The sequence below is a fragment of the Betaproteobacteria bacterium genome (assembly GCA_016720855.1).
GTDB lineage: Bacteria > Pseudomonadota > Gammaproteobacteria > Burkholderiales > Usitatibacteraceae > FEB-7.
In genome coordinates this window covers 1,198,307-1,212,260 of sequence record JADKJU010000002.1, presented here as the reverse complement: position 1 = coordinate 1,212,260, position 13,954 = coordinate 1,198,307, and the positions used below count along the sequence as shown (strand labels likewise).

The 13,954-nt window shown below is 66.7% G+C and carries 9 protein-coding genes; 3 read left to right on the top strand and 6 right to left on the bottom strand.

The genetic code is table 11. The features are described 5' to 3' along the window. The first annotated feature begins 122 nt into the window (after window positions 1-122). Window positions 123-302 carry a CsbD family protein gene (locus IPP91_13175; GenBank protein ID MBL0143019.1) on the top strand — a complete coding sequence of 60 codons (180 nt, stop codon included), beginning with the start codon at window positions 123-125 and terminating at the stop codon, window positions 300-302. Window positions 303-387: 85 nt separating this feature from the next. Here IPP91_13175 and IPP91_13170 read toward each other — a convergent pair whose 3' ends face one another. Continuing rightward, window positions 388-1,278, bottom strand: coding sequence for a beta/gamma crystallin family protein (locus IPP91_13170; GenBank protein MBL0143018.1), 891 nt, complete (start codon window positions 1,276-1,278; stop codon window positions 388-390). 244 nt (window positions 1,279-1,522) lie between these two features. On the opposite strand from IPP91_13170, the gene IPP91_13165 reads away from it, so the two are divergent. Then, window positions 1,523-1,744: a hypothetical protein gene (locus tag IPP91_13165; GenBank protein MBL0143017.1), complete on the top strand. Its 222-nt coding sequence runs from the start codon at window positions 1,523-1,525 to the stop codon at window positions 1,742-1,744. A 27-nt stretch (window positions 1,745-1,771) separates the two neighbouring features. Here IPP91_13165 and IPP91_13160 read toward each other — a convergent pair whose 3' ends face one another. Together IPP91_13160 and IPP91_13155 are read right to left on the bottom strand one after the other, a co-directional pair. After that, window positions 1,772-2,692, bottom strand: a complete 921-nt coding sequence (locus tag IPP91_13160) for a YihY/virulence factor BrkB family protein (GenBank protein ID MBL0143016.1) — start codon at window positions 2,690-2,692, stop codon at window positions 1,772-1,774. Between the two features lie 66 nt (window positions 2,693-2,758). After that, window positions 2,759-2,914: a DUF3096 domain-containing protein gene (locus IPP91_13155; protein ID MBL0143015.1), complete on the bottom strand. Its 156-nt coding sequence runs from the start codon at window positions 2,912-2,914 to the stop codon at window positions 2,759-2,761. 334 nt (window positions 2,915-3,248) lie between these two features. Between IPP91_13155 and IPP91_13150 the strand changes: the two genes are divergently transcribed. Next, the gene (locus IPP91_13150; protein ID MBL0143014.1) at window positions 3,249-4,103 is read left to right on the top strand and encodes a DUF3494 domain-containing protein; all 855 of its coding nucleotides are present in this window, start codon (window positions 3,249-3,251) and stop codon (window positions 4,101-4,103) included. A 79-nt stretch (window positions 4,104-4,182) separates the two neighbouring features. On the opposite strand, the gene IPP91_13145 is transcribed toward IPP91_13150, so the two are convergent. The 3 genes from IPP91_13145 to IPP91_13135 all read right to left on the bottom strand — a co-directional run bounded on the left by IPP91_13145 (window position 4,183) and on the right by IPP91_13135 (window position 13,931). Beyond that, window positions 4,183-4,782 (bottom strand): hypothetical protein, encoded by a 600-nt coding sequence (locus IPP91_13145; GenBank protein MBL0143013.1) that lies wholly within the window; start codon window positions 4,780-4,782, stop codon window positions 4,183-4,185. Next, on the bottom strand, window positions 4,772-5,275 hold the full coding sequence (xrtH, locus tag IPP91_13140) for an exosortase H (protein MBL0143012.1): 504 nt from the start codon (window positions 5,273-5,275) through the stop codon (window positions 4,772-4,774). The genes IPP91_13145 and xrtH overlap by 11 nt, the downstream gene beginning before the upstream one ends. Before the next feature lie 67 nt (window positions 5,276-5,342). Beyond that, the gene (locus IPP91_13135; GenBank protein ID MBL0143011.1) at window positions 5,343-13,931 is read right to left on the bottom strand and encodes a cyclic beta 1-2 glucan synthetase; all 8,589 of its coding nucleotides are present in this window, start codon (window positions 13,929-13,931) and stop codon (window positions 5,343-5,345) included. Between the last annotated feature and the right edge of the window lie 23 nt (window positions 13,932-13,954).

Genomic DNA, 13,954 nt, shown 5'->3' with positions numbered 1-13,954 from the left:
CGCCCCTCCCGCTCCGATCTACCATCCTCTCAACCACACGGTTCAACTTTCGTGTGACCCGGAGCGCGAACCGATTCCGGTTCGTTCAGGAGATTTTCCAACCGATCATAGAGGAGTTCACCATGAACAAGGATCAAGTCAAGGGCGCGGCAAGGGATATCGGCGGCAAGATCCAGGAGGAAGCCGGCAAGCTGGTCGGCAGCAAGGAACAGCAAATCATGGGTCTGAAGAACCAGGCCGAAGGCAAGGTTCAGAAGGCCGTCGGCGACCTGAAGCAAGCCGTCAACGACGCCAAGGCCTGACGCAGGGAATTGGCAGCAGCAAGCAGAAAAGGGAAGCCCGCGGAGCGCCATCAAGGCGTTCCGCGGGCCTTCTTCATCTGAACGTCTAGCGCTGCCAGTTCGGCTTCTGGCTGTACGGGTATTCGTCCGAAATGCGGCGGCCAGACGAGATCCTCTCGTCAAGACCCGACGGCAGGCTGGCGTAGTCCCCGGGGCCGAACGTGCGGCATTCGCCGCCGAAGTTGGCGTCACTGCAGAAGACCCAGTAGCCGCTTTCGACGCGCAACGACGACGCCCGGTCGTTGAATCCGGTGCCGTCGAGATTCGAGATCATGCCGCTCTTGAGCGCGAACGAACGTCCCGAGAGATTCTGGCCCTCGAACAGCATGGCGCGCGCCCTGCGGTCGCCACCATGCCTCTGGCCTTCGTGCCCGCGCTGCGACATGGAGTCCGAAACCGGCCGCACGGAACTGATGCGCTTCGCCATCCCGCCGAGATCCGGATATCGCCCGGGCCCGATCACCTGGCACTCGCCGTTGAACCCGGCGTCGACGCACACTTCCCATTGGCCGCTGTTGACGACCGCCGAGCGGGCGCGATCATTGAACCCCATGTTGTCGAAATTGGCCGCGGACTGGTTTAGGGTGATCTCCCGTCCCGAAAAATTCTCGCGTTCGTAGAACGTGACGTTGGCAAAGGCACTGCCGGCCATGGCGAGGCCGATGGCCAGGGGGATGTAACGAAGCCTGCTTTTCATGATGCGTTTCTCCGGTTGAGAGCTGCATGTCGCTGCGAACTTGAGGGGCCGTGATGCGCCGTTGCCGGCGTGGCGAGGCTGCCGCATTGCGGAGTTCCTCTCTGAAGTGCGTCCAGCTTGCCGCGCGATGGCCGTGCCGGTCTGTACGGTGCGCAACACAGGCGCCGGCTCCAGGCGGAGCGCCTGCCCGCTTTCGATTCGCGACGATGCGATCCGTGCGCGGGCGCACAGATGAAGCAAGTCCGGACTCCTAGACTAGCCTTGGGTCGGTGGAGTCACCGCGCCCCGACCGGAATGTGCCCATGACCCATGCCCACGACCTCCAAGCGTGAATCGATCCCCGCCCAGCTCCAGTCTGTCGGCGCGCCGGCCCAGCCTCAACCGCCGTTCGGGTACGAGCGACGGCATTCCGATTGCCCTTCGCTTGGCCGAAGTGCCTGGGGCACCGCATCCTGAACCGTGACATCGCTCTCGAGGAGAAGACATGGACGCACTTAAAGCCATCGCAATCGCACTGATCGTCGCCGGCGCTCTCGGCCTGGCCTATGGCAGCTTCAGCTACACCAAGGAAACCCACGAGATGAAGCTGGGCCCCATCGAGTTGTCGGTCAAGGACAAGGAAACCGTCAACATCCCGGTCTGGGCGGGTGTCGGAGCGATCGTGGTCGGTGGATTGCTCCTGGTCTTCGGCGGCAAGAAGGGATAGCGACACCCGCCGTGCGAACCCGGCCGCCTAGGAAAGCGGCCGGAATTGCCGCAGGCTGCCAACCCGCAGCGCGTACTGGCGCGTGAACTCCGCGCCGAAGAAGAAGATCTGCGCCGAGTAGTAGACCCACAGCAGGAGCGCGATGACCGAGCCCGCCGCGCCGAAGCTCGAGGCGATCCCGCTGCCGCCGATATACAGGCCGATCGCATACTTGCCGAGGCTGAACAGCGCGGAAGTGAACGCCGCCCCGCTCCAGACGTCTCGCCACGAGAGCGGCGCATCCGGCAGCATCTTGTAGATCACGGCGAAGAGGCACGCGACGACGCCCAGCGAGATGATCGACGATGCCGCCTGCAGGGCCACGGCGGAACCGCCCCAGAGGACTGCCGCGCGGCTTTCGACCACGGACAGCCCGGCGCTCACGACCAGCGAAATCAGCAGGAGGAAGGCGAGGACGAGCACCAGCCCGAAGGCCAGCAGCCGGGTCTGCAGGATGAGGCCGAACGCCGAGCGGGCCTGCACCGGCTTGGCGCGCGGATCGATTCCCCACAACTCGTCGAGACTGCTTTTCAGCTCCACGAAGACGGTGGTCGCGGCCACCAGGAACACCACGCTCGCCACCATCGTTGCCAGCAGCCCGGACGCGGGGTTGCGCGCGGCGACCAGCAGGGCCTGGATCGCCTGGGCCCCGTTGGGTCCCACGAGGCTCGATACCTGGGCAATGATCTCGCCCTGCGCGGCCTCTGCGCCGAAGAAATACCCGGCAACCGCAATCGCCATTACCAGGATCGGCGTCATCGAAAACAGCGTGTAGAAGGCCAGCGCCGCACCCTTGCTGTCGGCGCGGTGGTTGACCCAGGCCCTCACCGACGCCGCGAGAACGTCCCGGTGGCGGGCCAGCCAGGCGGGCGTTCGCCTCGCCAGTCGATGTGCAAATCCGGAAAACATAGGTCCTGTGGCCGGCCTCACGCACGCCGCTCGGGTTGCCTGGTCGGACTGTCGACTTGCATGCCCCTACCGGAGGTGAAATCCACCCGCGCCGAAGAGCCCGAGCACGCCGATGACGATCAAGTAGATGGCGACGATGTAATTCAGAAGCCGCGGCACGGCCAGGATGAGGATGCCTGCGATCAAGGAAACCAAGGGGCCGATGGCGAGTGTCATGTTCATGCGATTCTCCGAAGGGATCCGGGCAACCGGAGTGCATACCTATAGCGCGATTGCAGGAAGCAGTCTGTGCGCCAGCGAACTTCGCTTCCGCCAGCGCCCGTCGAGGACGCGATCCAGCGGGGCCACAGCGGCGCCAAGGCAAGGTGCGACCGCGGATGGAAATGTTCGCCAGCGCACGGACAGCGCCGGCCAACGGCGATCAAATGTCCATTGCCTCATCCGGTGGAGAGCGAACAATTGCCGACCTTCGCCATCCACGACACCGCCATGGCGCCATCGCAAATACGGCAAGGGATTTCCCGCGCAGGTGACTTGGCCAACATGGAGATTGTCAATGCACCTTAAGAATCTGCTCGTCATGGCGGGCACAGGCTTCGCCACGCTTCTTCTGGTTTCCACCTCGACATTCGCCCAGCAATACCTGGGCGCGAGCCTGGTTCCCTTCGCGGTCCTGGCCGGCCCGACGGTGACCTGCGTCGGCGCGTCCTCCCTCACGGGAGATGTGGGCACCAGCCCAGGGGCGGCGATCGTTGGCATCCCCGTTCCGTGCGCAATCGCTGGAGTGATGCATGCAGCCGATGCGACGTCGCTTGCCGCGCAGAATGACCTCACGACCGCGTTCAATACCTTGACTGGCCTTGCGTGCACAGCTGACTTGACCGGCATCGATCTGGGTGGACTCACGCTCGTTCCCGGCGTCTATTGCTTTGCGACGTCAGCTCAATTGACGGGAAACCTCACTCTCGACGCCCAGGGCAACCCCAATGCGGTCTGGACCTTCAAGACAGGAAGCACGCTCACGACCGCGGGCAACGTCAACTTCATCAATGGCGGTAACGCTTGCGGCGCGCAATGGCGAATCGGCACCTCCGCAACGATTGGTGTAGGCAGTCAGATGAAAGGAAACATCCTTGCGCAATCGGCCATCACCATGGCCAACGGCTCCAACCTGGTCGGGCGAGCCTTGGCGCGAACTGCCGCGGTGACGCTGGATAACAACAACGTGTCCTTTGCCGCGTGCGGCGCTGGCGGCGGCATGGGCGGTGTGCCGCCACCTTTCGTCCCCGCTGGCGGCGGTCCGGCGGGCGGGGCCTCGGGCGTTCCCACGCTGTCGGAGTGGGCGATGATCGCGCTGGCGATGCTGCTCGCGGCCGCCGGTTTCGCGGCGATTCGCAGGCGTAACACCTAGGGTCGCCGGTTCTCCAACGCGGCACGCACAAGGGGCGCGAAAGCGCCCCTTGTCACATGCGAGGCGTCGAATCGCCGGGCTATGGCGTACCCGTGCCAAGGCTTTTCGCTCGAGAGCCCAGCACGTTCTCCAGGAACGGCCTGTTGAACGCCACCCATAGCACGACCGGAATCAGGGTCGGGAAAATGAGCCCGCCGAGCTGGTAGCCCAGCGCGATCGCCTCGCGCTTCCAGCCGATCAATCCCGCCTGCCCGGCGACATCCGGGCCGGCCTTCACGCCGATCTGCACCAGGACATCGAAGGCGACCCCCCAGGCCTGGAATGGCAGGAGGGCCACCGCGCCGACGAGAAGCATCCAGGCCTTTGCGCGCGCAGCCAGCATCAGGGCAGCGAAGAGGGCAAGCCCGTAGGTGTACAGGAGCGAATCGACCTCGGGCACGAGGAACCCGATCTCTCCATTGCTGGCCGTCACCGTGATGCGGGTCACGAAAGCCAGGTTCCTTCCCGTCTGCTCCAGAACGGTCACCAGGCCGGACTGGAATCCGTCGACGAACGCCCGCGCCAGGGGGCCGACGAAGAAGGCGAGGAGCGGTGCGCTCCAGTACCACGCCGCAAAGCAGACCGGCAGCCAGAGCACCGACCTGAGGACAAATCCGCCGAGCGCGTCGTCAGGCCGCATGTACCGGCGACCCCGCTCTTTCCGGCACCGTCCGGATCCAGATCAGCCAGACGACCAGCACGTCGAGCATGATGAGCGCCTGCCACAGGTACAGGTGCGCCCATTCGAAGGCGCTCATGCTCCACTGGCCCAGGTAGAAGAGGCTCACGACACGCACGACGTTGAGCGCCTGGATGGCGACGAGGCCGACGGCTATCCCGATCAGCCGGTGCTTCCACGGCGCGGGGAAGGCGAGCATGGCCGCGATCAGGATGAGCGCCGCCTCGATCCCGTTGCATCCCGCCTCGATGGAGACCGCGAAGCCGTTCCTGGTGCTTTGCAGGATCTTGCCGTAGGCGACGACCTGCGGGTCGATGAGCGTGGCCAGCCCCGCGCTCAGGCGCGCGAGTCCTTCGGTCCAGGGAATCACCAGGGCGCTCTGGGCGGGAACGGTCAGCTCCGCGGCGAAGAGCGCGGTCACGATGACGAAGAAGAGAATGGCGAAACGGGTCACCGGATCACACTACACGCGAACTCGAGGCGAGCGCAATCCGGCATCGAATGCCCGCACATCGCTCGGCTCAAGGCGGTGATTCGCGGTCAAGTTCCACTTCGACTGAATGTTCCTGGCGGTCGTCGACGAGCGCAATCACCGGGTCGGGTTGTTCCACGCCGTCCACCGTCACTCGCGTGCCTGCGCTTGCGCCGCGCGCGTTCAGCACGGCGATACGGTAGACGGTCTCGCCGTACCGGTAGCGCAGATTGAATCCTTCCCATTCCGCCGGCAGGCACGGCAAGAGGCGCAGCTTGTTTCCTTCGCGCCTCAATCCCAGAAGCGATTCCGCAATCAGCCTGTACATCCAGCCGGCTGAGCCCGTGTACCAGGTCCATCCGCCGCGCCCGATGTGGGGAGTGACGGCGTAGACGTCGGCCGCGACCACGTACGGCTCCACCTTGTAGGTAGCGACGGTCCCGGCGGTCAGGGCATGGTTCACGGGATTGATCATGCTGAATAATTCCCACGCGCGGCGGCTGTCGCCCAGTTCGGCGAACGCCATGGCCGCCCAGATCGCCGCGTGGGTGTACTGGCCGCCGTTCTCCCTCACTCCCGGGACGTAGCCCTTGATGTATCCGGGATTCGATCCCGGCTTGTCGAACGGCGGATCCAGCAACTGCACCAGGCCGTGCTCCCGGCGGACGAGGCGCCGGTCCACGGCCAGCATCGCCTTGAGCGAACGCTCCTCATCGCCGGCACCGGAAAGCACCGACCAGCTCTGCGCGATCGAATCGATCTGGCATTCCGCGCCGGCCGCCGATCCGAGGGGCGAGCCGTCATCAAAGTAGGCGCGGCGGTACCACTCGCCGTCCCAGCCGTGCTTCTCGATGTTGGCACGGACGAGCGCCGCCTCCTTCTCGCACACCTGCGCGAAGTTCGGGTCTGAATGGTCGCGCGCAACCTTTGCGAACTGCACCAGCACCTGGTAGAGGAAGAAGCCCAGCCAGATGCTTTCGCCCTTGCCGGCCGCGCCCACGGTGTTCATGCCATCGTTCCAGTCGCCGGAGCCGATCAGCGGCAGGCCGTGCGCGCCGAAGCGGAAACCCCGCTCGATGGCTCGCACGCAATGCTGGTAGAGGCTGGCCGACTCGCCGGACTGGCCGGGCAGGTCGTAGTAGGAGTCCGCTTCGGGAGGGACCGGCCGGCCCTTGAGGAAGTGGGCCGGTTCATCGAGCACCGCGCTATCCCCGGTGACCCGCACGTAGCGGCATGTCGCCCAGGCTAGCCAGAGGTAGTCGTCCGAGCAATGCGTGCGCACGCCCCGTCCCGACGGCGGATGCCACCAATGCTGGACGTCGCCCTGGCTGAACTGGTGCGCCGCGCAGCGCAACAGATGCTCGCGCGCGAGGCGAGGCTCGGCATGCATGAGCGCCATCACGTCCTGGAGCTGGTCGCGAAAGCCGAAGGCGCCTCCCGACTGGTAGTAGCCGCTGCGGGCCCACACCCGGCACGCGAGGGTCTGGTACAGGAGCCAGCCGTTCGCCAGAACGTCCAGCGACGGATCGGGCGTTTCCACCTGAACCGCGCCGAGCGTGCGCTTCCAGTACTGCCGCACCTTCTCCAATGCGCCTCGCGCCACGGCCGATCCCCGCAAGCGGCGCGCCACGCTGCCTGCATCATTCGCGCCCCGTCTTTCCGCCACGCCCAGCCGGAAGACGATCTCGCGTTCCTGCCCGTCGGCAAGCTCGAACGACACCTGGATCGCGCCGCAGGGATCCAGGGCCGCGCCCACCTTGTTCGACAGCTGCGAGCGGGACAGGGCGGCGGGATCGCCAAGGGTCCCGTTACGACCCAGGAACTCGGTGCGATCGCCCGTGAAGCGGCGGGTCGTGTCGTCGACATCGAAATATGCGGTCTTCCCGGCCAGCTCGGTGTTGTAGGCGTTGTGCGCGCACAGAGCGCCGCTCGCCGAGTCGATTTCGGTGATCACGTGCATGGCCGTTTTCGCCCGCAGGTCTCCCAGCACCCATTCGACGTAACCCGTCGCGGAGAGCCGGCGCGGGCGGCCCGAGCGGTTCGATACCGTGAGCGCCGAAAACTTGACCGCCGTCTCCAGGTCCACGTAGACCCGCAGCTCCGAGTGGATTCCGCCCTCGGCGTGCTCGAAAATGCTGTAACCGAAGCCGTGCCGGGTGACGTAAGGCGCCTCTCCCGGGCAGGGCAGCGCCGTCGGGGACCAGAACTCCCCGCTTTCTTCGTCGCGAATGTAGAAGGCTTCGCCGCTCGAATCCGTGACCGGGTCGTTGTTCCAGGGCGTGAGCCGGAACTCGTGGGCATTCTCGCTCCACGTGTAGGCAAGCCCGCTTTCGGAAATGACCGTACCGAAGTGCGGATTGGCCAGCACGTTTACCCACGGCGCCGGCGTCACCCGTCCGGGCGAAGTCGTGATGACGTATTCGGTGCCGTCCGGAGAAAAGCCGCCGACGGGGTTGGACAGGATCAGCTCGCGCGGTGCAGGCTCCGCGTCTTCCGCACGCTCCGCACGGGCGACTCGCGCGGGCGTGAAGCGCGGCAGGTTCAGGTGCGGTGCGCGCGCCTCGGCCAGGCCGCGCGTGATCTGCTCGGCCAGCGTTCCCCGCCTGTCGCTCAGCACGGCGCGAGCGACCGACTGGAACAGGATGCGGTCTTCGTCCGCGATCTGCTCCGCGCGCCTCACGAAGATGCCGCCCGGCCGCTCCCCCACGTGGGCCTCGATCCCCGCCGCGATCAGTCCCACGATCTGTTCCTGGAGCGCCTGGCGGTATCCGGCGTGGTCTTCGTTCCAGATCACCAGGTCCACGGCCAGCCCCTTCAGGCGCCAGTAGGCGTGGGCCTGCACCAGCTGGCGCACCAGCTCGATGTTTTCCGCGTCCGCGATCTGCAGCAGCACGATCGGCAGGTCGCCGGATATGGCATAGCCCCAGAGCCCGGACTGGCCGCGGCGGTTGCGCTGAAGCACGCCGGGCTCGCCGCGAAGCGACGAATTGGCGTAGAGGACGGAACTCGCCAACCGGCCGTAGAGCTGCGCGTCGGACTCGCTCGCATTGATCTGCCTGAGCGTCACCCAGTTGTGCGTCCACGCCAGGTCGAAGACGCGATCGGCAAGGTTGCGGTCGTGGTACTTGCCGACGAGGGTCAGGCACGCGTCGCGCGACTCGCCGACGCCGCTGACCATGTCGACCGTCGCCGACTGTCCCGGATCGAGCGTTATGCCCTGGCGGATCGCCACGATCGGATCCAGCACAGAACCCTGGCTTCCGGAGAGCGCTTCGGGCCCCGTCATGGCTTGAGGGGACGCTACCGTGCGCGCGCGGCCAATGAATCGCGCCCGGTCGGTCTCGTACGAAATTCTGCCGGCGTCCGCCCCGTGCACGGCCATCAGGTGAAACATCCAGGGGGCCTCTTCCGTCGCCGAACGCGGCCGGCGGGTGCAGAGGATCGCCTGGCGATCGCCGAGGATCTCGGTCTGCACGAAGAGGTTGCTGAACCCCGGATGCAGCGCGTCGGCGGCAGGCGAGGCGAGGACCACTTCGGCATAGCTCGTGACCTCAATCGTCCTTCGCGTGCGAGCCCGGTTGGTGATGCGCAGCCGGCGCAGCTCGATGTCGTCCTCGGGTGACACCACGATTTCGGTGTGCGTCTCGTAATCGTGATCGCTGCGGCGAAACTCGGCGCGCGCCTCCGAGAAGATCGCTTCGTAGCTGTCCGGGCGCTTGAGGGTCGGCTGGTGCGCGCTCGACCAGAACTCGCCGCTCGCCACGTCGCGCAGGTAGCAGAAGGCGCCCCAGTTGTCGCAGGTGCTGTCCTCGCGCCAGCGCGTGACCGCCATGTCCTTCCACCGGCTGTAACCGCCGCCCGCGTTCGTCACCATGACGTGGTACCTGCCGTTCGACAGCAGCTGGACCTCGGGAATCGGGGTGTCGGCGCTCGCGAGCACGCGTACGGGAAGTTCCGGGCCGCTGGAGCGCGCGAGCATGTCGAACTGCCCGGCGGTGCTCGAATGGAACGCCGTGGGCTTCGGAATCCGCTCCTGCAGCAGCAGCATCGTCGCCTGGAACAGCGGCTCCGAGGCGAAGCGCTTCTGCATCGGCCGGTCCAGGACCAGGCCGTCGAGCGACAGGAGAATCATGCCCTGGTGATGCGCCATGTACGAATGCACCACCGCGCTCGACTGGCCTCGCGGCAGGCGCGATGGCGTGTAGTCGATCGCTTCATAGAAGCCGAATGTTCCTTCGAGCCCCGCGCCTGCCAGCCGCTGCAGGTTTGCGCAGGCCTGCGCGGGCGCCACCATGAGCGCGAGCGCCGAGGCGTAAGGGGCGACGACGAGATCCTCGGTCAATCCGCGCTTGAGCCCGAGGCCGGGCACGCCGAACGCCCGGTACTGGTAATTGAAGCTGCTGTCGACCGCGTTGTAGCCCGATTCGGACATGCCCCACGGCACGCCGCGCTGGTTTCCGTACGCGATCTGCCGCTGGACCGCCGCGCGGCAGGTCTGATCGAGCAGCGTGTCCTCGTACGCCGGCATCACCAGCAGCGGCATCAGGTACTCGAACATCGAGCCGCTCCAAGACAGGAGCGCGGACTCCCCGCTCGCGCTGGTGAGCACGCGTCCGAGAGCGAACCAGTTTTCCTGGGGCAGCATGCCCTGGGCGATCGCCACGAAGCTGGCGGCGCGTGCTTCGGAAGCCAGGAGATCGTAGAAGCTCGAGTCGCGCCGGTCCTCGGCCACGTTGTATCCGATGGACAACAGCTTGCGATCGGAGTCGAACAGGAAGTCGTATTCCATGGCGGCAAGCTCGCCCGCCTGGCATCCCAGCCGCTCGATCTCACCGATCCGCATCCTCGCGCGCTGGCCGGTTTCGCCGTCGAGTGCGGCAAGTTCACGCAGCGTCGGGATGGCGCCTGCCCGCGGAAATTCGCTCGAGGCGTCCGGGAAGAGGAATGCGAGTTCACCGAGCACGTCGCCGCACTGCCGGGCGAGGGCCTGCGACCACTCCTGCATATCGCTCCCGGCGATGGCATCGGCGCCTGCTGCGATTTCCGCCGCGCGCGCGGCAAGCTTCTCGACCACGGCCCGGGCCGTGCGCAGGGTCGTTGGCGGAGTTCGCCGAGCGGTCTCCAGCTCCTGCACGGACCGATTGTCGCCCAGCAGGCCCAGCGTGTCGCAAAAGCCCTCCAGCCATCGCGCCCCCAGGATCGTCGCGTCGCAAAGCGCAGCGAGGCCCGGGCGCAGCGTGAGCAGATGGCAGGCGAGATTCCCGCTGTCGACCGACGAAATGTAGAGGGGCGGCAGCGGCTTCAGGGAGAGGGTGTCGTACCAGTTGTAGAAGTGGCCCTGGTACCTCTCCAGCGCCTGCATCGTGGCCAGCGTTTTCGCCGTGCGCTCGACCAGCCGTCCGCCCGTGATGTAGCCGAAGTCGTACGCGGACAGGTTCGCGAGCAACGCGAAGCCCATGTTGGTCGGGGAGGTGCGATGCGCGAGCACCGCGGCGGGCTGCTCCTGGTAGTTGTCGGGCGGCAGCCAATGATCGCCGGGGCCGACGAAGCGGTCGAAGAACGCCCATGTCTTGCGGGCGAATCTGCGCAGGAACGCAGTCTCGTCCGCCGTGAGCGCGGAATCGCGGCGGGCCCGCGGCCGTCCGAGCCACCAGGCGATGGCGGGAGAGGCGAGCCAGAGCAGGAGAATCGGCGCGGCCACGGCCAGGGCAGCGGGCCTGAAGGCCGCGAGAGGGATTGCCGTGGCGCAGGCGATCACCGGACCGATCCACATCAGGCGAAGCGTGGCCGCGAACTCGCCGTGGCCGCCCTGCGTGCCGCTTTGATCCGACTCGCTCGAGGCGGTCCATTCAAGGAGGCGGGTCCGGGTCACCAGCATGCGCACCGCGGTGCGCGCGATCGCGTGCAAACTGAAGAACGCCTCGTGGGGCAGGCAGGCCAGCGCAAACGTCGCCAGGGCGAAGTTGCGTCCCGCCGATCGCATTGCCGCGGCGAGGTGCAGGCCCAGCGGTGCATCGGCCGGCTTGTAGAGCAGTTCGACGATCGACGCCAGCGCGGGGGGCGCCAGCATGATTCCAAGCACGGACACGGTCCAGAACCAGGCCGGCGACAGGATCGTCCAGCCGGCGAGCAGCATGAGCGTCAGCGCCGCCGGCACGACGCTGCGCCGCAGGTTGTCGAATATCTTCCACTGCGAAAGTCCGGAGAGCGGATTGGCGCGCCCTCGCGATCCGCGATCGCCGCTCCCGGGCACGCGCGAGAGCAGCCACTGCGCGATCTGCCAGTCCCCCCGGATCCAGCGATGGCGGCGCTTCACGTCCGCGCTGTACCGGTCGGGATACTCCTCGTACAGCTGCACGTCGCTCAGCAGGCCGGAGCGTACATAGCACCCTTCGAGCAGGTCGTGGCTGAGGATCTGGTTCTCGGGAAACCGTCCCTTGAGAGAGCGCTCGAAGGCCTCGACGTCGTAGATCCCCTTGCCGATGAACGAGCCTTCGCCGAACAGGTCCTGGTAGACATCGGACACGGTGCGGGTATACGGGTCGATGCCGGGCTCGCTCCCGCAGAGGCGCGAATAGCGCGACCGGCTGGTTCCGGGAAGGCTCACCGCCATGCGCGGCTGGAGGATGCCGTACCCCTCGGCCACGTACTGCCTGGCTTCGTCGTAGCGCGGCCGATTCAGCGGGTGCGCCATTGTCGCCACGAGCTGCTGCGCCGCGCCGCGGGGAAGCTGGGTGTCGGTGTCGAGGGTGATCACATATTTCACGTTCGCCAGGAGGCGGGTGTCGCCCACGACGAGCGCGAAGAGGCCTTTCGAGCCGCCGCGCAGCAACGCATTCAGTTCCGCGAGCTTGCCGCGCTTTCGCTCGTAGCCCATCCAGCAGCGTTCCTGGGGGTTCCAGCGTCGCGCGCGATGGAAGAGGAAGAAGCTGCCCTTCCCGTACTTCCGGTTCAACGCCTCGATTCGAGTGCGGGCGAGCTGCGCGAGCGGCGCGTCTTCCGGCAGCGTTTCCTCGCCGGCGTCCTTGTGGTCCGTGAGCAGGGCGAAGTACAGGTTGTCGTCCCGGTTCGCGAGGAAGCGCACTTCCAGCGCCTCGACCAGGTCCTCGATGGCCATGGCGCCGGTCAGCATGGCCGGGACCACGACCAGGGTCCGGCAATGCGGCGGAATGCCTGCGGAAAAATCCAGCCGCGGCAGCGGATGCGGAGCGATGAACGACGTGGCCAGCCGGTTTACCAGGGCCACCGCCAGGTGGCTGGTGGCGAGGAGCGACAGGATGCCGATCATCGCCAGCAAGGCATCGGGCGCCGCCTCGTCGTACGCCATGGCCATGAGGCCTGCCGCAAGGATGCCGGTGAACAGCGCGATCGCGCCCAGATAGAGCAGCAGGGAATGCCGGCGGCCCATCCTGCGCAGGCCCTCGGCGGCGGACACCTTCACCTGCGCCGCGTGTTCGAGCCGGAGCGATCCCTTGTCGATCAGGTAGAACCCGACATGCGACGCGCGGGCGTCGACCTCGCCGTGCGATGGCAGGCCGGTCGACGCCTCGCGCACCAGACGCATCGCCTGCCCCGCCACCTCGCCCTCGGAGAGGGGGCTCGCTTTCGCCACCTTTTCCACCACGTGGCGGTAGCGGTCGCGGGTGGCGAAATCCATCGCGACGTAGACGGGGTCCTCCCGGAGCTGCCTTTCGACGATGCTCATCGACTCGACGAACTCGCGCCAGTCCACCGCGCCCAGGAAGCGCAGGCTGCCGATGCTGTTGCTCATCGACACCTGGTCCGCGGCCTGCTCCTGGGTCTCGGACTGGACCAGCTGCTCGATGGTCAGGCTGGACTCGGACAGCCGCTGTTCGATCCACGTGAGCGGCAACGCCAGCGCACGGCTTTGTCCCTGCAGCCGGCGGGCGAGCTCCGCGACGAACGAACTCACCATCGGCGGATTGGAACGCGCCATGTCCGCGGTCACGAGAATGAGGCTCTTCGGATCCTGCTCGGCGACCTCCATCATCTGGTCCGCCCAGACGTCGGCGCGGTTTCGCTCGGTGGTGCCGGCCGCGATCCGGGCCGAGACGCGCCGCAGGTTCTCGATCAGCGCCAGGCGAAGCATGATCGGGATCGCCCACAATTCGCCCAGCTTCAGGGCCGTCACCGTCTGGTAGGCCGCCACGAAGCGCCGCAGGCTTTCCGGGTCCACGCGTCCGTCGCCGTGGGAAATGGCCGCCAGCGCGATGTCGTACGCGCGGGGCAGCCCGCTGGACGGGCCGCTCAGCAGGCGCGGCAGCTCCCGACTGTAGGCCTTCGGCAGGTGCCGCCTGGCGGTGCGGACCTGCTCCTCGATCAGGTAGAAGTTGTCGAGCAGCCATTCGCCGGCCGGCGCGATGCGCTGGTTCGTCTCGAGCGCCGACTTCAGCAGGTTGCCGGCGCCGACCAGGACGGCTTCGTTGTCGGCCAACCGCGCCAGGAGACGGTTGCGGGTACGTCGCGGGCTCAGCTTGTGCGCCGCCGCCAACGTTCGACCGTGCTCTTCCATCTGGTCGGCGCTGAACAGCTCCGCACGAAGCGGCGCCTCGCCAGCGGACTTCGCCAGGCCGGTGCCGCGCCAGAACTCCCCCCAGCGGACACGCTTCGATTGCATCAACGGCATGGCGAGTCGGGCTC

What these genes read in the sequence shown, in the direction of transcription:
- IPP91_13165 (MBL0143017.1), top strand. Translation starts at nt 1,523, where the DNA reads ATGGACGCACTTAAAGCCATCGCAATCGCACTGATCGTCGCCGGCGCT.
- IPP91_13175 (MBL0143019.1), top strand. Translation starts at nt 123, where the DNA reads ATGAACAAGGATCAAGTCAAGGGCGCGGCAAGGGATATCGGCGGCAAG.
- IPP91_13155 (MBL0143015.1), bottom strand. Translation starts at nt 2,914, where the DNA reads ATGAACATGACACTCGCCATCGGCCCCTTGGTTTCCTTGATCGCAGGC.
- IPP91_13160 (MBL0143016.1), bottom strand. Translation starts at nt 2,692, where the DNA reads ATGTTTTCCGGATTTGCACATCGACTGGCGAGGCGAACGCCCGCCTGG.
- IPP91_13150 (MBL0143014.1), top strand. Translation starts at nt 3,249, where the DNA reads ATGCACCTTAAGAATCTGCTCGTCATGGCGGGCACAGGCTTCGCCACG.
- IPP91_13135 (MBL0143011.1), bottom strand. Translation starts at nt 13,931, where the DNA reads ATGCAATCGAAGCGTGTCCGCTGGGGGGAGTTCTGGCGCGGCACCGGC.
- IPP91_13145 (MBL0143013.1), bottom strand. Translation starts at nt 4,782, where the DNA reads ATGCGGCCTGACGACGCGCTCGGCGGATTTGTCCTCAGGTCGGTGCTC.